This is a genomic window from Calidithermus terrae, assembly GCF_003574345.1.
Lineage (GTDB): Bacteria > Deinococcota > Deinococci > Deinococcales > Thermaceae > Calidithermus > Calidithermus chliarophilus.
In genome coordinates, this window is the sequence record NZ_QXDL01000012.1 from 1 (window position 1) to 22,564 (window position 22,564).

At 71.0% G+C, this 22,564-nt stretch carries 22 protein-coding genes; 6 read left to right on the forward strand and 16 right to left on the reverse strand.

Features of this window, described 5'->3' with window-relative positions:
• Positions 1 to 210 precede the first annotated feature (210 nt).
• Positions 211 to 912: a single-stranded DNA-binding protein gene (locus tag Mterra_RS02685; RefSeq protein WP_245971497.1), complete on the reverse strand. Its 702-nt coding sequence runs from the start codon at positions 910 to 912 to the stop codon at positions 211 to 213.
• Positions 913 to 1,059: 147 nt separating this feature from the next.
• Between Mterra_RS02685 and Mterra_RS02690 the strand changes: the two genes are divergently transcribed.
• From Mterra_RS02690 to Mterra_RS02710, 5 genes are all read left to right on the forward strand, one after another.
• Positions 1,060 to 2,283, forward strand: a complete 1,224-nt coding sequence (locus tag Mterra_RS02690; RefSeq protein ID WP_119313756.1) for a hypothetical protein — start codon at positions 1,060 to 1,062, stop codon at positions 2,281 to 2,283.
• Positions 2,284 to 2,292: 9 nt separating this feature from the next.
• On the forward strand, positions 2,293 to 2,532 hold the full coding sequence (locus Mterra_RS02695) for a hypothetical protein (protein ID WP_119313757.1): 240 nt from the start codon (positions 2,293 to 2,295) through the stop codon (positions 2,530 to 2,532).
• Positions 2,526 to 2,780 carry a hypothetical protein gene (locus Mterra_RS02700; protein ID WP_119313758.1) on the forward strand — a complete coding sequence of 85 codons (255 nt, stop codon included), beginning with the start codon at positions 2,526 to 2,528 and terminating at the stop codon, positions 2,778 to 2,780. Before Mterra_RS02695 ends, Mterra_RS02700 begins: the two co-directional genes overlap by 7 nt.
• A 178-nt stretch (positions 2,781 to 2,958) precedes the next feature.
• Positions 2,959 to 3,558 carry a hypothetical protein gene (locus Mterra_RS02705; RefSeq protein WP_147372517.1) on the forward strand — a complete coding sequence of 200 codons (600 nt, stop codon included), beginning with the start codon at positions 2,959 to 2,961 and terminating at the stop codon, positions 3,556 to 3,558.
• 55 nt (positions 3,559 to 3,613) lie between these two features.
• Positions 3,614 to 5,713 (forward strand): AAA family ATPase, encoded by a 2,100-nt coding sequence (locus Mterra_RS02710; protein WP_119313760.1) that lies wholly within the window; start codon positions 3,614 to 3,616, stop codon positions 5,711 to 5,713.
• 78 nt (positions 5,714 to 5,791) lie between these two features.
• On the opposite strand, the gene Mterra_RS02715 is transcribed toward Mterra_RS02710, so the two are convergent.
• From Mterra_RS02715 to Mterra_RS02760, 10 genes are all read right to left on the reverse strand, one after another.
• Positions 5,792 to 6,148 (reverse strand): helix-turn-helix domain-containing protein, encoded by a 357-nt coding sequence (locus tag Mterra_RS02715; RefSeq protein ID WP_147372518.1) that lies wholly within the window; start codon positions 6,146 to 6,148, stop codon positions 5,792 to 5,794.
• A gap of 81 nt (positions 6,149 to 6,229) precedes the next feature.
• Positions 6,230 to 6,667, reverse strand: coding sequence for a tyrosine-type recombinase/integrase (locus tag Mterra_RS23620; RefSeq protein ID WP_119313762.1), 438 nt, complete (start codon positions 6,665 to 6,667; stop codon positions 6,230 to 6,232).
• A 15-nt stretch (positions 6,668 to 6,682) separates the two neighbouring features.
• Positions 6,683 to 7,729 carry a rod shape-determining protein gene (gene mreB, locus Mterra_RS02725; protein WP_027893964.1) on the reverse strand — a complete coding sequence of 349 codons (1,047 nt, stop codon included), beginning with the start codon at positions 7,727 to 7,729 and terminating at the stop codon, positions 6,683 to 6,685.
• Positions 7,730 to 7,924: 195 nt separating this feature from the next.
• Entirely contained in the window at positions 7,925 to 9,673 is a 1,749-nt protein-coding gene (gene rny, locus Mterra_RS02730; protein WP_119313763.1) for a ribonuclease Y, read from the reverse strand.
• Between the two features lie 339 nt (positions 9,674 to 10,012).
• Entirely contained in the window at positions 10,013 to 11,074 is a 1,062-nt protein-coding gene (gene recA, locus Mterra_RS02735; RefSeq protein ID WP_119313764.1) for a recombinase RecA, read from the reverse strand.
• Positions 11,075 to 11,076: 2 nt separating this feature from the next.
• Positions 11,077 to 11,604, reverse strand: coding sequence for an RNA 2',3'-cyclic phosphodiesterase (gene thpR, locus Mterra_RS02740; protein WP_170159528.1), 528 nt, complete (start codon positions 11,602 to 11,604; stop codon positions 11,077 to 11,079).
• 41 nt (positions 11,605 to 11,645) lie between these two features.
• The gene (locus Mterra_RS02745; protein ID WP_119313766.1) at positions 11,646 to 12,878 is read right to left on the reverse strand and encodes a CinA family nicotinamide mononucleotide deamidase-related protein; all 1,233 of its coding nucleotides are present in this window, start codon (positions 12,876 to 12,878) and stop codon (positions 11,646 to 11,648) included.
• A gap of 112 nt (positions 12,879 to 12,990) precedes the next feature.
• Complete coding sequence (locus Mterra_RS02750; RefSeq protein WP_119313767.1) at positions 12,991 to 13,305, reverse strand: DUF4286 family protein; 315 nt, start codon at positions 13,303 to 13,305, stop codon at positions 12,991 to 12,993.
• Positions 13,302 to 14,216, reverse strand: a complete 915-nt coding sequence (ygfZ, locus tag Mterra_RS02755; RefSeq protein ID WP_119313768.1) for a CAF17-like 4Fe-4S cluster assembly/insertion protein YgfZ — start codon at positions 14,214 to 14,216, stop codon at positions 13,302 to 13,304. The genes Mterra_RS02750 and ygfZ overlap by 4 nt, the downstream gene beginning before the upstream one ends.
• A gap of 85 nt (positions 14,217 to 14,301) precedes the next feature.
• Entirely contained in the window at positions 14,302 to 14,604 is a 303-nt protein-coding gene (locus Mterra_RS02760) for a helix-turn-helix domain-containing protein (RefSeq protein WP_119313788.1), read from the reverse strand.
• A gap of 377 nt (positions 14,605 to 14,981) precedes the next feature.
• Here Mterra_RS02760 and Mterra_RS02765 point away from each other — a divergent pair, with 377 nt between their 5' ends.
• Positions 14,982 to 15,842, forward strand: a complete 861-nt coding sequence (locus Mterra_RS02765; protein WP_119313769.1) for a DUF1028 domain-containing protein — start codon at positions 14,982 to 14,984, stop codon at positions 15,840 to 15,842.
• Between the two features lie 33 nt (positions 15,843 to 15,875).
• Here Mterra_RS02765 and Mterra_RS02770 read toward each other — a convergent pair whose 3' ends face one another.
• The 5 genes from Mterra_RS02770 to bshA form a co-directional block, all read right to left on the reverse strand.
• Positions 15,876 to 16,343, reverse strand: a complete 468-nt coding sequence (locus Mterra_RS02770) for a hypothetical protein (RefSeq protein ID WP_147372519.1) — start codon at positions 16,341 to 16,343, stop codon at positions 15,876 to 15,878.
• Between the two features lie 376 nt (positions 16,344 to 16,719).
• Positions 16,720 to 18,963 carry a sensor domain-containing diguanylate cyclase gene (locus Mterra_RS02775; protein ID WP_119313771.1) on the reverse strand — a complete coding sequence of 748 codons (2,244 nt, stop codon included), beginning with the start codon at positions 18,961 to 18,963 and terminating at the stop codon, positions 16,720 to 16,722.
• 107 nt (positions 18,964 to 19,070) lie between these two features.
• Positions 19,071 to 19,784: a trehalose-phosphatase gene (gene otsB / locus Mterra_RS02780; protein WP_119313772.1), complete on the reverse strand. Its 714-nt coding sequence runs from the start codon at positions 19,782 to 19,784 to the stop codon at positions 19,071 to 19,073.
• Positions 19,781 to 21,154, reverse strand: a complete 1,374-nt coding sequence (locus Mterra_RS02785; RefSeq protein ID WP_119313773.1) for an alpha,alpha-trehalose-phosphate synthase (UDP-forming) — start codon at positions 21,152 to 21,154, stop codon at positions 19,781 to 19,783. Before Mterra_RS02785 ends, otsB begins: the two co-directional genes overlap by 4 nt.
• Complete coding sequence (gene bshA, locus Mterra_RS02790) at positions 21,145 to 22,428, reverse strand: N-acetyl-alpha-D-glucosaminyl L-malate synthase BshA (RefSeq protein ID WP_119313774.1); 1,284 nt, start codon at positions 22,426 to 22,428, stop codon at positions 21,145 to 21,147. The genes Mterra_RS02785 and bshA overlap by 10 nt, the downstream gene beginning before the upstream one ends.
• Positions 22,429 to 22,564 lie beyond the last annotated feature (136 nt).

Consider the following 22,564-nt stretch of genomic DNA (forward strand, 5'->3'; position numbering starts at 1 on the left):
CGCCGCACCGCCCTCGCCCCCGCCCTACCGCGGCCCGGCGCCCGGGGCCTCCACCGGGCGCGGGGACGACTGAGCAAAGGAGCGCCGCCCCCGGCTGGGGGCGGCCTCCTGACACGGATCATCGGGCGAACCCGCATGAACCAGCCCCAATATAGCACAAGAACTCCCCCCGGCAAGAGCCGGGGGGTTCTTCCGTCTGGTCCTGCGGGGCTACGCGGCGGGCGGCTCGGCCGACCCGCCTGCGGGGCGCAGCAGCGGGATCACCCGGGCCACCTCCACGCGCGTGGCGTAGCGGCGCTGCCCGTCAGGAGCCTCCCAGCTCTCCCCGACCAGGCGGCCCTCCACCAGCAGCGGGCAGCCCTTGCCGCACTCCTTGAGCGCGCCCCCCGCCCCGTTCCAGGCCACCAGGTCGAAGAAGTGGGCCTTCTCGTGGCCCTCTTTCCCCCCGCGGCCGGGCACCCACTCGGTGACGGCGAGGCCCGCCTTCACCGGGCCCCGCTCGCCCTGCTCGGGGTCGCGGGTGAGGTTACCCACCAGCGTCACCCGGTTCACCGCCCCCTCGCACAGGCGGGGGTTATCGCCGGAGTCGGCGTCGAGGTGCTCCAGGGGCGGGGTGAAGACCTCCAGCGCGGCGGCCTTGACCTCCACCCGGCTGCGCTTCTCCCCGTCGGGGCCCTCCCAGCTGCGGTACTCCAGCTGGCCCACCGCCACCGCCCCCGCGCCGGGGGCCAGCAGCTCCGCCAGGCGCTCGGCGCGCTTGCCCAGGTAGCTCACCTGGTGGTACCAGGCGAAGCGCTTCTCGCCCACCTCGTCCACCCCGGCCAGGGTGACCTCGAGCAGGGGGGTGAGGTTCTTGCCGATGTTGCGCAGCTCGCTGCGCACCACGGCGCCGATGAGTTTGACTTGGTTCACCATAACTACCTCCTATCTGTTTTAAGAGTATCACTCGAGATTTCTAGAAGCAAAAGGCGGCCATCCTTGCTGTTATTATCCGATCAAAGTTTCATATGGCACAACATCGCAATTCGGCGATAAGATGCGGGAGATAGGAGGTATGGGATGTTGCGATTCGACCCGCTCAACGGCGAACTGTGGCTGCACGGGAAGAGGGTGTGGGGCCCGGGCGAGGAGCGGCCCGACGAGGCCTTGCTGGAGTGGCTGGACCGGCACCCCGTGCCCGCCGAGCTGCCCGCGCAGCTGCGCGCCCACCTGCGCTGGTGGCGGCGGAGCGAGCGGCCCTACCAGCCCTTCCCCTCGCGCGCCTGCGAGGTCAGCCTTGAGCACGAGGGCTGGGAGGGAGACCTGCTGTGGCGCCGCTGGTTCTGGGCCCGCTGGCCCCAGGCCGAGCTGCCCGCGGCCATGCCGCTGCGGCAGGTCTACACCTGGGGCGAGTGGGGCCTGCTGGAGGGCGCTTCGATCCTGTTGTACCGCCGTGGGGAGCTGCTCCACAGCTTCCCCTCCCACCGCGCCCTCCTGCCGGCCGACTGCCCGCCGCAACTGGCCGAGCCCCTGCGGCAGGAGCCCTTCACGCCCTGGGCCGCCGAAGCGCAGGGCGCTCCGGCCCAGAGCGACGCCGTGCGCGAGATCGTCAAGCGCCTGGCGGTCTGGTCGCTCGACCCGCTCTTCCGCTGCGGGACGCAGGACGAGGTGGAGGAGGTCCCCGGCGCCCTAGTCCTCCGGCGCGGACGGCTGCGCTGGCTGTTGCTGAAGGGGCGCACGCTGGAGGTGGGGGGTGCGCCGCTCGAGGAGCTACGCCCCTACCTGGGCCCGGTCGGGCCCCTCAGCGATCTGTGGGCCAAGGAGCGGCTGGGGGTCCGCCCCCCGGTGCAGCGCGTGCTCGCGCTGTCCGAGCGCTACCGGGTGGTGGTGGGCCCGCGCAGCGGGCACTGGCTGCCGGAGGGGCACTGGCGGCGGCTGTGGTCGGCCAACGACCTCGAGGGGCGGACGGCGCTGGACTTCGTGCGGGCGCACCCCCGCGACGTGGCCGCGCTGGCGCTGCTGGCGCAGTGGGTCCCCGCCACCGCCAGGGACGGCCTCACCAAGCTACTGGCGCAGGCGGTGGGCTGCACCGGTCGGGCGCCCACCGTGCAGCAGCCGTTGGCCTGGACCGAGGGGGGACTGGTCTACCTCGCCTACGGCGGGGGGCTGGTCGCCCTCACCCCCCAGGGGGTGCTGGACCTGGGCCTCATGGGCGAGGGGGAGACCCCCCTCGAGGCCCTGCGGCGCCGGGGCTACCCCAGCCTGGAGGCCGCGCTGGCCGCGGCCCGGCTGGCGGCGCTGTGAGGTGGGGCAGTGGGGCAGAGCGCTTACGTCTTCGCCCTCGAGCGCCCCGCGAACGCGCGCATCCGCGTCACGCTGCGCACGCATGAGTACCGGCATCGCCGGGCCGCTGGTGCGGCTTCACTGGCCGGGCGGGTGCAGGAGTGGGCCGTGCAGCTGGAGTGGCACGACGGCGAGAAGGGGGGGTTCAGCGTGAGGGAGTACATTGAGGAGTACCTGGCCGCCAAGGCCGAAGGGAGGGAGGCATGGTAGGCAAGAGCACTCAGGCCGCAGGGCTGGCCTCGGACTACCTCGCCGCGCACGCGGAGGTGCTCGAGCGGCTGCCCGAGCGCTTCCAGCTCGTGGGGGTCGACCTCGACGAGCCCCAGGCGCTTCTCGCGGCCCTGCAGCAGCCCCTCGACCCCGCCGAGGGCCCGGCGGTGTACGCGCTGGTGCGCGGGGAGCGGCTGGTGGCCTTGCTGACCCCCGGGGGCGGGCTCGGGGTGGAAGAGGCCGCCTGAGGCACGGCGAAGGGACGGCGGGGGCCCAAGGCCCCCGCCCCCTCTTGGATCTGGGGGTCGGACCCGGAGTCCGGCCGCCTCCCGCTACACTGGGGGTATGCGGCAGGTCGATCATGCCTTGCGTAGGGTTCGGGGTGCGGCTCAGCTGGTCTGGGCGGTGGCCCGGACGGCCGCAGCCGTGGCCCTGAGTGGGCTGCGCCGTGGCTTCAGCGCAGCACTTGCCGCGGTGTGGCGGGAGCTGCGGCGGGGTGGGCGTCGGCTCCGCGCGGGCTCCCCCGCACCCCTGACCCCCCTACTCATCCCGCTGGCCTGGGTGCTGGCCCACTACGGTCGCGGCCGGGCGCTGGTCGCGTTGTGGGAGTTGGTCAACCCGGTGGTGTTGCTCGCGAGTCTGGGGATAGGCATGGCCTTGGGGGGCTTGGCCCTCGTGCTCAGCACCCCTGGCGGCCTCCTGGACCGGGCCGCTAAGCTGGCCCGCGGGCTGGGGATGGCCGCCTGGCGCGTCGCGGTGGGTACCGCCGGTATCATGGCCGCGCTGGGCGGAGGGTTGGTGCTGGCCTGGGGCGGCGGCGCCGAGCGCTCGTTGGCCTGGGCGGCGCTGGTGGGCCCGCTGGCCGTATGGGTGTACGCCTGGTGCTGGGGGGACCTGTTTCGGGGGGCGTGGCGACTTTCGCGGCAGATGCCGCGCCTCAGCGTGGTTCTGCGCCTTGGTGGGGCAGCATCATGCCTGTGTGGGGCCTGGTTTGCTGCTGCGACGCTGGGGCCGTTGCTGTGGTGAGGCCGAGCTGGGGCCTGCCTCAGCCGGGGTATTGGAATTGGTACACTGACGGCATATGGCGTTGCTCCAATTTCGCGTGCGGCAGTTCCGCTCGATCGAGGACAGCGGCTGGATCACCTGCGACGACGTGACCACCCTGGTGGGGGTGAACGAGGCGGGCAAGTCCAACCTGCTGCTGGCGCTGTGGAAGCTCAACCCGGCCAAGGGCGGCGAAATCAACCTGCTGGCTGACCTGCCTCGCCGTCTGTACTCCACCGCACGCAGCGAGCCAGGGAAGATCACCTTCATCGAGGCCGACTTCGAGCTCTCCGAGGAGGCCACCAAGGCGGTGGCCGAAAAATGCTTGATCGCGACCGACCAGCCTCTGCGGGTCAGGCTGTCGAAGACCTTCGCGGGCGACGTCGGCGTCGAGTTCCTGAATGCTACGCCAGCCGCTGCGATCCGCTCGAGCAATTTCCACAAGGTGGTGACCGACAATTTGGCCCGGGTGCGGGCTGAGGCCGCCACCCCGGAGCTCGAGGAGGCCAAGGCGGCAGTGGAGGAAAGACTCGAGCAGATCCTCGAGAAGTACCCCACGCCCGAGACCTCCTTCTCGAGGGAGCAGCTGGACGAGTTGAAAAAGCACACCCTCATGACCTTGAACCTGTCCAAGCCGTCCGCCTTCCAGGCTGCGTTGGAGGCGGTGCGGTCTGAGATCGAGCGCCTGGAGCGCTACTTCGTCGCGCCCCATCTGGTCCCAGGCGTGAAGGAGGTCGTGCTCAAGGCGATCCCCAAGTTCGTGTACTACTCCAACTACGGCAACCTCGACTCCGAGATCTACCTCCCCCACGCCTTGGAGAACATGCAGCGTACCGACCTCACCGGTGTCGCCGAGGCCAAGGCCCGCACGTTGCGGGTGCTTTTCAAGTACGTGGGCCTTGACCCGAAGGAGATCATGGAGATGGGGAAGGAGCCTGTCCAGGTGGTTAACCACTACGGTCAGGTGGTCCAGCAGGTCAGCGAGGAGCAGATCGCCGAGGCCGCCAGGAAGAAGACTGAGCGGCAGGCCCTGCTCCACTCGGCCCAGAGCCGGCTCTCGCGCGAGTTCCGCGAGTGGTGGAAGCAGGGCGAGTACAGCTTCGACTTCCGGGCCGACGGCAACTACTTCCGCATCTTCGCCTCCGAGCCCTCCCGCCCCGAGCCCATCGAGCTGGAGAACCGCAGCGCCGGGTTGCAGTGGTTCCTGAGCTTCTACCTGGTGTTCCTGGTGGAGAGCGAGGAGGCCCATGCGGGTGCTATCCTGCTCCTTGACGAGGCTGGGCACTCCCTCCACCCCCTCGCCCAGCGCGACCTAGCCCAGTTCTTCGCCAACCTCTCCAAGACCAACCAGGTCATCCACACCACCCAGTCCCCCTTCCTGGTGGACACCAACCACATCGACCGGGTTAGGGTGGTCTACGTGGACGATAACGGATTCACCGTGGCCTCGGAAAACCTGCGCGCTGCGGAGAGCCCAGGCAGCCACCAACGCTCAGTCTACGCTGTCCACGCCGCGCTCGGCCTCAGCGTCTCCGATACCCTGTTGCAGGGCTGTCTGCCGGTGATCGTCGAGGGGGTCTCCGACCAGATCTACCTCAACGCCATCAAAAACTGGCTGATCCGGGAGAAGCAGATCGCCCCCCCGCTGGAGATCGTCTTCGTCCCCTCGGGGGGGACCAAGGGGGTAAAGCCGCTCTCGAGCTTGCTGACCGGCCGCGAGGGGGAGCTGCCGCCGGTGGTGCTCGACAGCGACGACGCAGGCCGGGCCATGCAGGCCAGCCTCGCCGCCGAGCTGTACAAGCCCAGCCCCGAGCGGCTGATCGCAGTGGGCGACTTCGCCCAGGTGCAGGACGCCGAGCTGGAGGATCTGATCCCCTTCAGCGTGCTTGAGCCGCTGCTGAACAAGCTGTTCCGCGAGGTCGACGAGCTGTTCGCCGACCACTACGATCCAGCCCGTCCACTGGTCGCTCAGGTCCAGGGCTTCGCCGGGCGCAAGGGGGTCGCGCTCGACCCCGGCTGGAAGGTCACCCTGGCGAAAGGGTTTAAGAACCGGCTGCTTGCCCGGACCCCACCCCCCATCGACAAGCCCGTGCTCGCCAACTGGAAGAAGCTGTTCTCCCGCATGCTGAAAGAGTAGCGGTGGATCGTGGAGGCCCTCGAGCGCTACCTGGAGGCGTCGGGGCGCACCCCGGGCGGCTGACCCAGCCGGGGCGGCCTAGCGGGGCCTGGCGTCGGGGTGGGGGTCGTCCCAGCGGGGCACGCGCACCCGGTACTGCCGCACCAGCTCCTCGGCCAGGTCGCGCGCTACCGTGGAGTGCACGTCGAGCCAGCGGGCCAGGCAGCGCGCGAGGTGGCGCCGGGCCTGCTCCTGCAGCAGCGCCCACTGCACGTCGGGGTCGGACAGATTCAGCAGCGTCTGGGCCGCCTCCGGGTTCCGGCGAAAAAAATCAGCAAACGCTTGGTCGCTGGCGAAGGCCTTGGACAGCGTGGGCTCGCTGACCCCGGCCAGGTGGGCCAGGTCACGCTGCCTGAGGCCGAGCGCCGCCATAAGGTCGAGCAGTGCCTCTCTCATCTCTACCATATATAGCGGTGTCGGCCCTCAACCCCGGGGGACGTCGGGCCGTCAGACCGTTGGGTCACGGGGTCGCGGGGACTACGGCAGGCGCGGCAGCTTGCGCGCGGCCTCGGCCAGGCGGCCGGCGGTGGCGTGCAGGTAGATCTGGGTGGTGCTGATGGAGGCGTGGCCCAGCAGGTCTTTGACCGCGTCGAGGGCCACCCCCGCCTCGACGAGCGCGGTCGGGTGGACGCCGGGCCCGGCCCAGGGCTCCGCCGGCTCGAACAGGGCCAGCAGCCGGGGCCAGGCCGCGCCCAAGGAGGCGACCCGCACGGCGCTGCGGGCCTCCGGCAGCGGCAGGCCGTCGGGCAGGACCAATGCGGCCCCGCTCTGTAGGGCCTGGGGCAGGAATTTGGGCTCCCGCACGGCGACGAGCTCGCCGGGCCGGGCCGTCTCGGGGGGCGCGAGGCGCGAGACCTCGAGGTCGGGCCCCTCGAGCCGCCCCTGAATCGCTTGGGCAACGTCCGACAGGCGCATGCTCGGGCGTCCGGCTCAGCGCCGGAGCACGTTGTCGGAGGAGACCAGCGCGTCCTTGAGCACGTGCAGCATGTCCAGCGCCTTGCCCGTGCCCACCGCCACCGCCTCCACCGCGTTCTCGGCCACCACCACGGGCACGCCGGTGGCGTCCTGCAGCAGCAGGTCGAAGTTCTTGAGCAGCGAGCCGCCGCCCGAGAGCAGGATGCCGCGGTCGATGATGTCGGAGACGAGCTCGGGGGGGGTGGTCTCGAGGATGCCCTTCACGCCCTGCACGATCTTGTCCAACGGCTCCTGCAGCGCGTCCACGATGTCCTGGTCGGCGACTTCGATGGTCTTGGGCAGCCCCGTGATCAGGTCGCGCCCGCGCACCTCGGCCACCAGGCGCTCGTCCTCGGGCATGAGCTTGGCCGCGCCGATCTTGATCTTGAGGTCCTCGGCGGTGCGCTCGCCGATGAGCAGGTTGTACTTGTTGCGGATGTGGCGGATGATCGCCTCGTCGAACTCGTTGCCCGCGACCCGCAGGCTCGTCGAGTGCACGATGCCCCCCAGGCTGATGACGGCGATGTCGGAAGAGCCGCCGCCGATGTCCACGACCATGCTGCCGGTGGGCTCGGCGATCTTGATCCCCGCCCCGATAGCCGCCGCCAGCGGTTCATCGATCAGGAAGGCCCGCTTGGCCCCGGCCTCCACGATGGCCTGCACCACCGCGCGCCGCTCGACCTCGGTGACGCCGGAGGGCACGCCCACCATCACCTGCGGCCGGGAGAAGCGCGGCCCGGTGAGCACTTTCGCCAGGAAGAGCTTGAGCATCTTCTCCGTCAGGGTGTAGTCGGCGATCACCCCGTCCTTGAGCGGCCGCGCCGCGACGATGTTGCCCGGCGTGCGGCCGAGCATGCGGTAGGCCTCCGCCCCCACCGCCTTGACTTCCTTGCTGCCCTGCACCACCGCGATGACCGAGGGTTCCCGCAGGACGATGCCTTTGCCCCGCACGTAAATCAGCACCGACGCGGTGCCGAGGTCAATGCCAATGTCCTGTCCGCCCAAGGAGAAGAGTCCAGCCATATCGCCCCATTCTATAGGGATTGGGGAGCGCCGTACATTTGACGGGTTCAGGCCTCTTCAACGAACGTCGATGGTTGATAGCTGCCGGAGGCAAGACCCCATTGGAGGTTTTAGGCGCCTTGCGTTTTACGTTTTACGTTGTGCGTTTCGCGTCTTGCGCACGACGTACGACGTAGGACCCGCTTCGGCGTATGCCTACTTCGCGAACTCCACCGCCCGGCTCTCCCGCACCACCGTCACCTGCACCTGCCCGGGGTAGTTCATGTCGCGCTCGATGCGGCCGGCGATCTCCCGCGCGAGCAGGGTGGCCTTGGTGTCGGTGATCTTGTCGGGCTTGACGATGACGCGCACCTCGCGCCCGGCCTGCACGGCGAAGGCCTGGTCCACGCCGGGGAAGCTCATGGCGATGCGCTCGAGCTGCTCCAGGCGCTGGATGTACTCCTCCAGGCTCTCGCGGCGGGCGCCGGGGCGGGCGGCGCTGATGGCGTCGGCGGCGGCGGCGAGCACCGAGTAGAGGGTCTCGCCGTTCTCGGGGTCGTGGTGGTGGGCGATGGCGTCGATGACCTCCTTGGGCTCGCCGAAGCGCGAGGCCAGGGTGATGCCGATCTCGACGTGGGTGCCCTCGATCTCGCGGTCCACAGACTTGCCGATGTCGTGCATCAGGCCCGCGCGGCGGGCGAGGGTCACGTCGAGGCCGAGCTCGGCGGCCATGATGCCGGTGAGGTGGGCGACCTGCACGGAGTGCTTGAGCACGTTCTGGCCGTAGGAGCTGCGGAAGTGCAGGCGGCCGAGCAGTTGCACCAGCCCCGGCTTGAGCCCGACCACGCCCGCCTCGAGCGCGGCCTCCTCCCCGCGCTCGTAGATGTAGGTCTTCATCTCGTTCTTGGCCTTCTCCACCACCTCCTCGATGCGGCTGGGGTGGATGCGGCCATCGCTGACGAGCTGCTCGAGGGCCATCTTGGCGATCTCGCGGCGCACGGGGTTGAAGCTGGACAGCAGCACCGCCTCGGGGGTGTCGTCGATGATGAGGTCCACGCCGGTGAGGGCCTCGAAGGTGCGGATGTTGCGGCCCTCGCGCCCGATGATGCGGCCCTTCATGGCGTCGGAGGGGATGGGCACCACCGACACCGCCAGCGCCGCGGCGGTCTCGGAGGCCTGGCGCTGCATGGCCTGGGCCAAGAGCTTCTGGGCCTCGCGCTTGACCTCGAGCCGGGCCTTCTCCAGGCTGGCGCGCACCCGGTGGGCGCGCTCCTCCTCGAGCTCGGCCTCGAGGCGGGTGAGCAGCAGGCTGCGGGCTTCCTCCTGGCTCATGCCCGCGACCTCCTGCAGCTTGAGGTCGATGTGGCGCTCGCGGGCGGCGAGCTCGGCCTCGCGCTCGTAGAGCGCCTTCTCGTGGGCGTCGAGCTTCTCCTCCTGCTCGTCGAGGCGGGCGGCGCGGGCGTCGAGCTGTTCGCCGCGGCGGGCCAGCCGCTCGGTCTCGCGCTTGAGCTCCTCGCGCTCGGCCCGCACCGCCGTGAGGTCGGACTGCAACCGCTCGCGCTCGAGCTTCAGCGACTCGCGCTCGGCGGCCAGGGCCGTCTGCAGGCGCTCGCGCTCCTCGGCCATGCGGGTGCGCACCCGGTTCTCGGCGTCGGTGCGGATGCGCTCGGCCTCGGCCTGGGCCGTCTCACGGGTGGAGCGGGCCTCGTTCTGGGCGGTGGCGGTGAGCTCGCGGGCCTGGGCGCGGGCGTTCTCCAGCAGGGCCTGCGCCTGCGAGCGCGCGGTCTCCAGGGTGGTCTGGGCGTCCTTGCGGGCCGCGTCCAGCATGACCTGGGCCTCCTGCCGGGCGGCCTCGAGCGCGCTCTTGTCGAGCTCGGCCATCCGATTGCCACGCTGCCACAGCAGCACCACCGCTGCCAGCAGCACCACCACGATCATCAACAGCACAATGTCCAATGGGGTCATTACCAACCTCCTCCAGGAAGCGCCAGCGGGTGTGCCGCCGCGGCCTTAGAAGCCCGCGGCGGGCGGGGCGGGCGAGGGGCGGCGTGGCCTCCTCGAGCCCGCGCCAGAACAGCCTGAGAACCAGGTTCAGGCCCGTCCACTCACGAAAAATCCCCCAGGTGCGCCGGAGCGCATCCAGGGGACGGGGTGAACGCGGGGGTGAGTAGCGGGCAGTCATGGCGTCAGGTTGGGGAACCCTCGCCCCGACCTGAGCGGCACGGTTGGATCAGATTGATCAATCCAGGCTTGGCAAATGCTTCAATCTAAACCTCAGCGTTCTCAGGCAGGGTTACCCGGCTACTAGGCTTCGGCTTCGGCGGGGACTGGGGTGGAGGTTGTCTCTTCCTCGTCGCCACCCGCCAGGTTGAGCGGCAGGTTGCTGGACTGGGCGAGCACCTTCTCGCGGATTTCCTGAGCCATTTTGGGGTCGCCCTTGAGGTACTCGGCGGCCTTCTCTTTGCCCTGTCCCAGACGGACTTCGCCATAAGACAACCAGGAACCCGACTTCTGAATCACCTCGGCAGCCACCGCCACCGTGACCAGATCGGCCAGGGGGTCAATCCCCTTTCCATAGTAAAGCTCGATCTCGGCTTCACGGAAGGGCGGGGCCACTTTGTTCTTGGTTACCTTAACCCGCACCCGGTTGCCCACCGCGTCGTTGCCGACCTTGATGGGCTGGCCCTGGCGGCGCACGTCGAGGCGCACGGAGGCGTAGAACTTCAGCGCCCGGCCGCCCGGGGTGGTCTCGGGGTTGCCGTACATCACGCCCACCTTCTCGCGGATCTGGTTGATGAAGATGGCGGCGGTGTTGCTCTTCGACAGCGCGGCGGTGAGCTTGCGCATGGCCTGGCTCATCATGCGCGCCTGCAGGCCCACGAAGGCGTCGCCCATCTGGCCCTCGATCTCGGCCTGGGGGGTGAGGGCGGCGACGGAGTCAACGACGATCACGTCAACGGCGCCCGAGCGGGTGAGGAGTTCGACGATCTCGAGCGCCTGCTCGCCGGTGTCGGGCTGCGAGACCAGCAGGTCATCGACGTTGACGCCGAGGCTGCGGGCGTAGGTGGGGTCGAGGGCGTGCTCGGCGTCGACGAAGGCCGCCACGCCGCCGTTGCGCTGGGCCTGGGCCACGATGGACAGCGAGAGCGTGGTCTTGCCGCCCGACTCGGGGCCGTAGATCTCGATGATGCGCCCGCGCGGGATGCCGCCCACGCCGAGGGCGAGGTCGAGGCCCATGCTGCCGGTGGGGATCACGTCCACGTGCTGGCGGCTGGATTCGCCCAGGCGCATCACCGCGCCCTTGCCGAACTGCTTCTCGATGTTCTTGAGCGCGGTGTCGAGCGCCTTCTGTTTGTCCTTGTCCATAGTCATTCCTCACGTCCTTTCAGTTCGAAGCGTTGCAGCACGCGGTAACGCGAACCCTGTTTGGAGAGTTCGGACTGCACCAGAGTGATCTCCCCCACCCCGAACTCGAGGTCGAACACCACCGGCCCGACCCGGGGCGCGGGGCCCTTGCGGCGGGCCAGGGTGATGTGGGCCTTGAAGGGCTTGGGGTCGCCCAGGTCGGGGAGGGCTTCCCGCAGGCCGGCGGCGAGGGGCTCTAAGCCCGCCCCCTCCGCCTTGACGAACCAGACCCGGGGGGTGCCGTCCGGGGGGAAATAGCCGGTGCCGCCCAGGTGCAGGGTGAAGGGCGCGACCCGGCGGGCCACCACCGCCCCCACCTGCACGGCCTCGTCCAGGCGCCCCCTGGGCACCTCGCCCAGAAACATCAGGGTGAGGTGCAGTTGCTCGGGCGGGGTGGGCTTCCAGTTGCGGAAGCCTTTGAGCCTGCGCTGGGCCTCCTCGAGCGGGGGCCGCAGCTCGGGCGGGACGAAGATGGCGTAGAACAGCCGCACGGTCTCGGGCCGCACGGCGGTGACGGCGGGGCGCGGGGTCTTCATCCCTTCACCTCGCGCAGCGGGCGCCCCAGGCCCAGCAACTCCTCGGCCAGCAGGAAGAGCGCGGCGTGGGCCGCCCGCTGGCGCACCGCCTCGCGGGAGGGCGCGGGGAGGCGGTAGCGCCGGGCCCGGCTGCCCTGCGGCCCGGCCAACCCGACGAAGACCGTGCCCGCGGGGTGGCCCTCGAGCTCGTCCGGCCCGGCGACGCCGGTGGTGGACAGGCCGTAGGTGGCGCCCAGGGTATTTCGGACTGCTTCCGCCATCGCCACGGCACAGCTTTCAGAAACCGTGCCCTGCTCGACGATCTGACGGGGTACTCCGTAGCGCACCTTGGCCTCCGGGCTGTACGATACCACGCCGCCCAGGTAGACCCGTGAGGCCCCGGGAACCTCGGTCACGAGCGCGCCCAGCAGGCCCCCGGTGAGCGACTCGATGGTGGCGAGGGTGGCGCCGCGGGCCTCGAGCGCGTGCAGCAGCACCTGGGGCAAGGTGGCGTCGTCCTCGCCCCACACGGCCGGGCCCAGCTTGGGCCGGATGAGCCGCGCCAGGCGCTCGACCTCTTCGGGCTCGCCGCGGATGACCACCTCCACGCCGTGCGCCTTGGCGTAGGTGCCCACCTCGGCCGGGCCCTGCCGCACGAAGAGCTCGCCCAGCTCCTCGGTGATCTTGGACTCGCCCAGGCCGAAGGTCTTGAAGGCCTTCTGCGCGTAGGCCCGCCGGGGCAGGCCGAGCTGGGGCAGGAGCTGCTGCCACATGGGCCGCCACTCGGCGGGCGGGCCGGGGAGGGCCACCAGGTCGAGGCCGTCGCGGCGCACCCACCAGCCCGGCGCGGTGCCGCGCGGGTTGGGCAGCCAGGCGGCGGAGGGGATCTTCATGGCCTGCTTGCGGTTGGCCTCGGGCATGGCCCAGCCGCGCGCGGCGAAGAGCCCCTCGAGCCAGCGCAGCACCTCGGGGTCGGGCTCGAGCCCCTCGCCCAAGGCCGCCGCGACGGCCTCGCGGGTCACGTCGTCGGGGGTGGGGCCCAGCCCGCCGGAGAGCACCACCAGCCGGGCGTGGCCCAGCGCCTGCCGCAGCTCGGCGGTGAGGGCCCCCAGGTCGTCGGCCACGCGCAGGGTGCGGCGCACCTCCACGGCGTAGGGCTGCAGGCTACGCGCGATCTCGGCGGTGTTGGTGTCCACCGTCTCGCCGTACAGAAGCTCGCTCCCCACCCCGATGATTTCTGTTAACAACATAATCAACTCCTGTCAGTATAGCTAATACTTAACGGGCTGTCCAGAGCCTCACCCGATGATACCGCGGCAGGCTCCAGAACGGGATTCTCGTGGGGTTGTGGGGGGCGTGAGGTCAGCGGGGGGCGCCGGCCACGGGCCACGCCTCCAGCACCTCCCACTCCTCGCGGCTGAGCTCGACGCCCTCGGGGAACTGCTCGAGGAGGTGCTGGCGCAGCCGGGGGGCGTGGAGGGCGAGGTAGCGGTCGAGGGCGGCGCGGTCGTGGGCCTCGTAGCGCACGCGGTAGCGCCCGGGGGCCGAGCGGCTGAAGCTGGCCCCGGCGAAGGCGCCGGTCTGGAGCAGGTCGGGGACGTGGCGCTCGCGCATGTAGCGTTCGTAGGCCTCGCAAAGGTCGGGGCGCACCGTGGCCGTGACCTCGTAGGTGATCATGGCTTTCCCCCTCGCAGCGGCGGCTCGAGCACCCGCGCCGCCGACCCGCCCACCTGCACCTCTTCCCCGGCCCCGACCTCCTTGCGCAGCAGCGCCAAGGCCAGCCGACCGCCCTGGGGCGAGAGGGCCACGGTGCCCACCCTGCCCACCGCCTTCTCCCCGCGCCGCACCTCGGCCCCGGGCTCGAGCCCCTCCCCCTGCAAGGCCACCAGGCGGTAGCGGGTGTTGCCGCGGGCCTCGAGCCGGGCCATGATCTCCTGGCCCAAGTAGCAGCCCTTCTTGTAGGAGACCCGCGCCTCCAGCCCCACCTCCTGCGGCAATTCGCCCAGGGCCTCGAGGCCGCCGGCCAGCCCCTGCTCCACGCGCCAGAGGGCGTAGGCCTCGGGGCTCACCTCCGCCCCGCCCGCGCCCAGCACCTGCCGGCGGACGGCCTCGAGCCGCTCGGCGGGCACGACCAGCCGCAGGCCGCGGGCGTGGCGGGCCACGACCCCGCCCTCGTGCTCGGCCCAGCGCCCCGCCTCGGGCGCGGGCAAGACCTCGGCCGCGCGCGGGCCGACGAGCTCGAGCAGCGCGTAGCCCGGCAGCTCGGCGACTTCGACCTGGTCGAAGATGATGTAGCGCAGGAAGCGCTGGCGCAGCTCGGCGGGGCGGTCGGTGGTGAGCCACAAGCGCTCGGGGAGGTGGAAGACCTCGCCCAAGAACTCGACCTGGCCGCGGTTGTTGAGGAAGAGGGTCTCGAGCCAGCCGCCCGGGGGCAGGCCCTTGACGTGGGAGGTGCACTGGTTGTGCAGGAAGTCGGCGCGGTCGGCCCCGCGCACCTCGAGCAGGCCCCCGGCCTGCCGGACCAGGCCCGCCCCCTGGCGCAGAGCCTCCAGCTCGGCTTCGGAAGGTGCCGCAACGGCGCTTCTCATCCCCTAGAGTCTAGGGACGCCCCGGCGCCGGCGGCGTAAGCTCCCGCCCAATCCGCCCGGACACGGCGGGAGCCGGCCGAGCCGCCTACAGCGCGGGCCGCAACACCCGCACCCGTATCGTGCTTTCCTCGCGGGCTTCCTGGGGCTTCGGGCCCGGCGGCGTCGCCCCCGGGCACAGCGCCAGCAGGGGCTTGGGGTCTAAGCCCAGCACCAGCGCGTAGTTCCGCAGGTAGCCCCGCGCCAGCGCCGGCTCGGGCAGCTGCTCCCAGGCCTCGCCCTCGAGCGCCTCGACCATCGCGGGCCGCAGCTTGAGCCGCCCCGCCACCTCCGCGATCCCCAGGCCCTTCGCAGCCCGGGCCTCCCGCAACTGCTCTCCAAACCCGCCCATGTCTACCCCCTTGACCTCCACCATCCCGAGGGCCCACGACCAGGCCCTCGCCACTTAGCGTGCACCGTCCATCCTGACCCACCGAGGGGCCATAGGGGTAGGCGGAATGACCCAAAAAGCCGAAGGTTGAAGCCGGATTAAGGCCGCCGTCAGCTTGTGGCCCATGGCTCGTGGTTCACCTCTCCCCGTTGGCACGGGGAGGGGATATTCCCCCCGGCCCCCTCACTAAGGGGGGTGACAATACGTCTGGCGTCTTGCGTTTTGCGTACGACGTACGACGTACGACCCGCGTCTTGCGTCTCGCGTACGACGTACGACGCAGGACGTACGACCCACGTTCGGCTATCGACCATCGACATCCGGCGTAGGATAATTCCATGACCCCGATCGCGACCTTCTCCCTCGTGGCCCGCGACCCGCAGACCGGCGACCTTGGGATAGCCGTCGCCAGCAAGTTCTTGGCGGTCGGGGCGGTGGTGCCCTGGCTCGAGGCCGGCGTGGGCGCGGTGGCGACGCAGTCTTACGCCAACCCCAGGTTCGGGCCCCAGGGGCTGGCGCTGATGAAGGCCGAGGCCGGGATGGAGGAGATCCTGGCGACCTTCCGCCGCACCGACCCGGGGCTGCACACCCGCCAGTTCGGGATGGTCAACGCCAAGGGCGAGAGCCTCTCCTTCACCGGCAACGAGTGCCACGGCTGGGCCGGGGGGAAGTCAGGGGAGAACTTCGCGGCGCAGGGCAACATCCTCAGCGGCCCCGAGGTGATCGACGCGCTGGTGGACACCTTCGCCGCCCTCGACCTCCCCTTCCCCGAGCGGCTGTGCGCCGCGCTCCTGGCCGCCGACCGGGCCGGGGGCGACCGGCGGGGCCGGCAGTCGGCGTCGCTGACGGTGGTGGGGGCGGGCAAGGGCTACGGCGGGATGGACCGCTGGATCGACCTGCGCGTGGACGACCACCCCGACCCCTGCCTCGAGCTCGGCCGCCTGCTGGAGATCCACCGCCTGCTCTTCGACAAGCCGCGCGACCCCGAGCCGCTGGGCCGGGAGGACATCGCCTGGCTCCAGCGCCACCTGGCCCGCCTGGGCCACTACGCGGGCGCGGCGACGGGCGAGTGGGACGGGGCCACCGAGAAGGCCTTGCGGGCGCTGGTCGAGATCGAGAACCTCGAGGAGCGCTACGCCGGCGGCCCCTACCTCGACGCGGTGGCCCTGCGCTACCTCCGGGGCAAGCTGGGGGAATGACCGCGGGGGCCGCGCCCCGCACCTCCCCCGCGCTCAGCGGAAGTAGATGCCCAATTGCAGCCCCAGGATGAGGCCGCCGATCCCCTCGCTGGGGAAGTAGGTGTAGCCCAACTGGGGCTCGAGGTAGAGGGCGATCTGCGGCTGGGCCAGCAGGAATTCCACCCCGCCCAGCGCCCTGGGGGTCAGGCCGAACAGCGAGGCCGCGTCGGTGAAGTAGTACGACAAAAAGACCCCCGCGCCGTAGTAGAAGAACGAGGACTTGTCCTCGCTCAAGGGGATGCGGCTGATGTAATCGGCCCCCAGCCCCAGGCCGTTGACGTTGACCGTGGTCACGCCGTCGCTCAGCGTGACGGTGATGGCGGCGTAGTCCAGGCTGAAGCGCCACGGCTGCACGGCGTACTCCAGCCCCAGCCCCAGCACCCCCGTCCCGATGTTGGGGTGGATGCCGAAATAGCTCTTCTGACCCCAGGCCAGCCCGCCGAGCAGCAACAGCAATAGCACGCAAATACCCTTCCTCATTCCCGACCCCCCCCTCGAGCCCGCTTTAATCGGCGTTGCGTTGCCCAAGGATAGCACAGCAGCCGGGAGGGAAGCCGTCAGCTATCAGCCGTCAGCCTTCAGCGGGAGGCCCGTGGCGTGTTGGGAATATCCCCCCCAGCCCCCCTTGCTAAGGGGGGTGACAATGCGTCCTGCGTCCTGCGTCTTGCGTTTTGCGTCTTGCGTTTTGCGTTTGGCGTTTGGCGTTTGGCGTTTTGCGTTTGGCGTTTTGCGTACGACGTACGACGTACGACGTAGGACGCACGACCCCCGCCCGGCGTCCAGCTATGGGCTATCGGCTATCAGCGTCCGGCGTCCGGCGCCCGACACCCCCCACCCCTCACGACGGCCTCAACACCGCCACCCCCTGCTCCTTGGCCCTGTACATGCGGCTGTCGGCGAGCTGGAGCAACGTCTGCTGGCTGTTGGCCTCCTCGGGGAAGGTCGCCACGCCGATGTTGAGGCCCATGCACAGCCCCTCGAGGCAGATGGTCTCGACCAGGCTGGCGTAGCGCTGGGCCACCGAGAGGCCGCCGAGCGAGTCGGCGTGGGGGAGGATGGCCGCGAACTCGTCGCCGCCCCAGCGGAAGAGGCTGTCGCTCTTGCGCCGCTCGAGCAGCAGCGCCTGGGCCACCCGCACCAGCGCCTCGTCGCCGCGGGCGTGGCCCAGGCGGTCGTTGACCTGCTTGAAGCCGCGCAGGTCCATGACCAGCAGGGAGAGCGGGTAGCCGTGGCGCTTGGCCCGCTCGAGCTCCTCGGAGAGGCGGCGGTCGAAGGCGCGGCGGTTGGGCAGGCCGGTGAGGGCGTCGGTGAGGGCGGCCTCCTCGAGCAGGTTGCGGTTGCGCACCTCGTGCAGGATGGCGGCCACCGGGGTGCTGAAGGAACGGGCGACCTCCTTGGAGTAGGCGTCGAAGGCGGCGGGGTCGTGGAAGTTGTCGAGGTTGAGCAGGGCCAGCACCTCCCCCCGGTAGGGGATCGGCAGGGTCAGGTTGGCCTGCATGCGGTCCATGGCCGCGACGCGCTCGAGGGTGTCGTCGGGGGCGGTGCTGCGGCTGATCTGGGCGATGGAGACCTCCTCGGCGGTGACGATGCGCGGCTCGCCGCGCAGCCAGCCCTGGCGGTCCTCGCCGTACCAGCGCAGGTGGTCGGCCTCGTTGAAGTGCAGGCCGGCGAGGGCCTCGAGGTCGAAGCCCACCACCGCCTGGAAGTAGAAGTGCTCGCCCTTGCGCACCAGCAGGCTGCCCTTCTCGGCCCCCGGCACCAGCCGCACGGCCGCCTCGAGCACCTGCTGGTAGACCTGCGCGGGCGGGGCCTCGACGGTGTCGCGGGCCAGGTGCAGCAGGCCCTCCAGGCGCTCGCGGATCAGGGCGGTCTCCAAAGCCAGGCCCACGGTGCGGCAGGCGGTCTGCAGCAGGTCGCGCTCGGACTGCCGCCACAGCCGCGGGCGCTCGTCGCCCAGGTAGAGCACCACCCGCTGCCGCTCGCCGCCGGGCAGGGGGACGGGGTGGAGCACCAGGCCCTCCAGCGCCTCGAGCAGCAGCTCCAGGGCCGCGCCCTCGTGGGCCGAGGCGCTTTCGATGAACACCGGCCGGCCGCTGCGGTAGACCTGCCAGACCAGGCCGCGGCTGAAGGGGATGCTGGCCTGCACGCTGCTCGTACCCCTGGACGCCAGCAGCACCATGCGCGCGCCCTGCTGCATCAAGATGCCGCCGTGCTGCACCCCCAGGGTGGGCATGAGGATCTCCAGGGCCTGCTCGAGGATCGCGCGCGGGGAGTGGATGGAGGCCAGCGACACCGCCAGCCGGTTGAGCAGCTCGCTCTCCAGCCGCTCCGACAGCCGCGCGAGCTGGGCGCTGACGGCGTGGGCGAAGCGCTCGAGGCCCTGGCGCTCCTCGGCCGGGAAGGGCTCGCGGCGCTCGAGGTTGAGCACCGCCACCACCTGCTCGCCCTCGCGCAGCGGCAGGGCCAGCTCGCTGCCGCCGGAGGCGGGGGTGGCGGGGATGTAGCCGGGGTCTTTGTGCACGTCGGCGACGTACTGGGTCTGGCCGGTGGCGTAGGCCCGCCCCACCACGCCGGTGGGGGCGATGGCGCCGGGCAGGTGGGGCGTGCCGGAGAAGGCCACCGGGCGAAAACCCTCGCCGCTGGGGACCCAGATCGAGGCGTGGCCCTCCCCCTGCCGCTGCAGCAGCTCGGGCAGGGCGGCGAACACCGCCTCGCGGGTGGTGAGGTGGCTGAGGTCCTCGAGCGCCCCCACCAGCAGCGTGAGCTGGCGGGTGGTCTGGGACTGGCGCCGCAGCACGACGTCCAGGCGCAGCCTCGCGCGGTTGCCGAGCAGGGCGCTGACCAGCAGGACCAGGCCCAGCCAGGGCAGGTCGGACGCCCCCACGGTGGCGGCCTCGAGCCCCAGCGCCACCCCGCCGGCGAGCAGGCCCCCCGGCAGGCCGTACAGCGAGGCCAGGGCCGTCACCCCCGTCATCAGCCAAGGCACCTCGTAGCGTTGATCGGGGCGCAGCCAATGCGTCAGGAGCCAGGCCAGCGCTGACGCCAACGCGATGAACCAGACCGTCAGCACCCGGTTTTGCATTGGGGCAAGTATACGGCGTCGAGCGGTGGTTTTTCACGCAAAAGAACCTTGAACCGCCCCCATCGTCGCACCCGCGGCGGGCCCGTGGGCCGGGTTGGCGGAAGAGCTCAGCCGCAGCCGCGGGCCCAGAGGGTGAGCAGCTCGACGACCTCGAGCGAGTTCCCCAGCCGGTAGGGCGCCAGGCTCTCACCCCCGCCCACCTTGACCGCGGTGCCGCCCAGGCCCAGCACGGCGGCGAAGCCCTCCTCGTCGGTGCGGTCGTCGCCGACGAAGACGGGGTGGTGCTGGGGGTGCTCCAGGGCCAGTTGGCCGATCGCCCAGCCCTTGCCGTAACCCACGGGCCGGTACTCGCAGACCTTCTTGCCCGGCATCGCCTCCCAGCCCTCCGGCAGGGGCACGGCCGCCAGCAGCGCGGCGGCCTTGGGCTGCAGGGGCTCGGGGGTGTCGCGGTAGTGCACCGCCAGGGTCCAGCCCTTGTCCTCCAGCCACATCCCCTCGACCTGGGGCAGCCTCGAGACGATCTGCTGGATGGCCGCGCGGTCGCGGGGCTGCTCGGGCCGCCCCGGCCACTCCAGCCCGTGCAGCCCGATCACCCGCAGGCCGGCCACCCCCAAGAAGCCGTGGACCTCCTGCGCCCGCCGCCCCGTCAGCACCACGAGGCGGTGCTTGCCGTGGCGCTGCAGGGCCTCGAGCGCCTGTGCCGCCCCGCGCTGGGGGAAGGCGCGGCTGGGGTGCACGGCGATGGGGGCTAAGGTGCCGTCGTAGTCGCAGATCACCAGCAGGGGCCGCTCCCCCAGGCACAGCAGCTCCTCCGGGATCATCGCGCCCCCTCCAGCGCGTGCAAAAAGCCCTCGGTCCAGGCCGAGAGGTCGAAGCGGTGCAGGCGGTCCTTGAGCTCGGCCAGGCGCTGCCGCCGCTCCTCCTCGGGCATGGACAGGGCCTGGCCGATGGCGCGGGCCAGGCCGTCGTAGTCGTAGGGGTTGACCAGCAGCGCCTCCTTCAGCTCGGCGGCGGCCCCGGCGAACTCGGAGAGGATCAGCACCCCCCGCTCCGAGACGGCGGCGAACTCCTTGGCGACGAGGTTGAGGCCGTCGCGCAGCGGGGTCACCAGCATCACGTCGGCGGCCAGGTAGTGCGCGACGAGCTCGCGGCGCTCGAGCCCGCGGGTGATGTAGTGCACCGGGGTCCAGCCCGCCTGGCCGTAGGTGCCGTTGATGCGCCCGACCAGCCGCTCGATCTGCTCGCGCAGTTGGCGGTAGGCGTCGACCTGCTCGCGGCTGGGCACCGCGATCTGCACCAGCGTGACCTTGCCGTGGGCCTCGGGGTGGCGGCCTAAGTACTCCGCGAAGGCCTCCAGGCGCTCGGGGATGCCCTTGGTGTAGTCCAGCCGGTCCACGCCCAGCAGGAAGGGGGTGCCCACCTGCCGGCGCAGCTCCTCGGCGGCCCGGCGCACCTCGCTCGAGCAGGCCAGCTCGGCGAAGGCCTTGGCCTCGACGCCGATGGGGAAGGACTCCACCCGCACCGCGCGCCCGGGGGCCTGCACGGCGTGGCCGTCGTTGTCGTAGCCCAGCACGATGCGGCAGCACGAGCGGAAGTGGCGGGCGTACTCAGGCACGTGAACCCCCACCACGTCGGCGCCCAGGATGCCCTCGAGGATCTCGTGGTCCCAGGGCAGGGTGCGGAAGACCTCGCTCGAGGGCCAGGGGATGTGCCAGAAGAAGCCGATCCTGGCCTCGGGCAGCGCCTCGCGCACCAGGCGGGGCACCAGGCAGAGCTGGTAGTCGTGCACCCACACCAGGTCGCCGGGCCGGTGGACCTGCAGCACCGCCTCGGCGAAGCGCCGGTTGACCCGCTGGTAGGCCTTCCAGTAGCGGCCCAGGTAGCGCACCCGGTTGAGGAAGTAGTGGCTCATGGGCCACAAGGCGCGGTTGGAGAAGCCGTAGTAGTAGTCCTGCAGCTCGCTCTCGCGCAAAGGCAGGCGCTCGAGGCGGTAGCGCCCCTCCCCGGGCGGCAGCTCGACGCTGCGGATCTCGCGCTCCCCGTCGCCCCAGGCGACCCAGGTGCCCCCCCGCTCGCGCAGCACCGGGTCGAGCGCGGCGGTGAGGCCCCCCACCGCCGCCTTCCAGTGCAGCTCGTGCCCCTCGCGCACCGGGCTGTAGGGCTCGCGGTTGGAGACGACGATCAGGCCCACACGATCTCCTCGCCCTCCAGCGCGCTCTGGTAGACCTCGAGGTAGCGCGGCAGGATGTGCTCGGGCCGGAAGTGACGCACCGCCCGCTCGCGGGCCGCCCGCCCCATCTCGGCGCGGCGCTGGGGGTCGGCGAGGATGCCGAGCACGGCCTCGGCCATGGCCTCGGTGTGGCCCACCGGGCAGAGGTGGCCGCTCTCGCCCTCGACCACCACCTCCGGCAGCCCCCCGGCCCGGCTCGCCACCACCGGGACCCCGCAGCTCATGGCCTCCAGCGCCACCAGCCCGAAGGACTCCTCCTCCGAGGGCAGCAAGAACACGTCGGCCACCGCCATGAACCGCTCGACCGCCGGGGTGAAGTCGATGAACTGCACCCGGCCCGCCAGGTCGAGCTCGAGCGCGAGCTCCTGGCACTCCCGCCGCGCCGGGCCGTCGCCGATCATCAGCAGCCGCGCCGGGCGCTCGCGGGCGACGGCGGAGAAGACGCGGATGACGTCCTGCGGGCGCTTGACCGGGCGGAAGTTGGAGACGTGCAGCAGGATGGCCTCCTCGGGCTGGGCGTACTTGAGGCGGTTGGCGGGGTCAGGGTTGGGGCGGAAGCGCTCGGTGTCAACCCAGTTATGCACCACGTGGATGGGCCGCTCGATGCCCAGGTTGCGCCGGGTGTCCTGCTCGAGCGAGCGCGAGACGGCCGTGACCGCGTCGGACTCCTGCACCGCGTGCTTGGTGGTGTGGGCGAAGGCGGGCTCGAGGCCCAGCAGCGTCACGTCGGTGCCGTGCAGGGTGGTCACGACCTTGATGGGCAGACCCATGCTGCGGGCCATCAGGGCGCTGGTGGCGTGGGGGATGGCGTAGTGGGCGTGGACGATCTCGACGCCGTGGCGCTCGACCACCTGGGCCAGGGCGTTGGAGGCGGTGAGGATGGTCATGGGCTCTTTGAACAGCGGGTAGTCGGCCCCGGTGATCTGGTGGAAGTGCAGCGTGCCCTGGCCCGACTTGCGGCCCGTGCGGGCGAGCCAGCCCAGCACGCTCTCGCGGCTCTTCTTCAGCCAGTGGCCCCAGCCCTTGGGGTTCTCGCCCAGGTCGCGCACCAAAGCCGGGGCGTGGTCCCCCGCGATGGCCATGCGGTCGTCGGTGAGGCGGAAGGGCCGCTCGGTGGCGACGATGTGGACCTGATGCCCCAGCCCCGCCAGGGCGATCGCCAGCTCGGTGGCGACCACGCCGGAGCCCCCGGCGCTGGTGTGGCATAGGATGGCAATCTTACGGCGGTTGTCCATAAGGCTCCCTCGTTCCGCCGAATTAATGCCAGGTGAAACGGTTGCTGCCCTGAAAGCGGCCTGAAAGCCCTCTGAAGCCCGGCTGAGGGAGGGCTGAGGATTTGGCTCATGCCGCGGCTTCGTGCCATTAATTGCC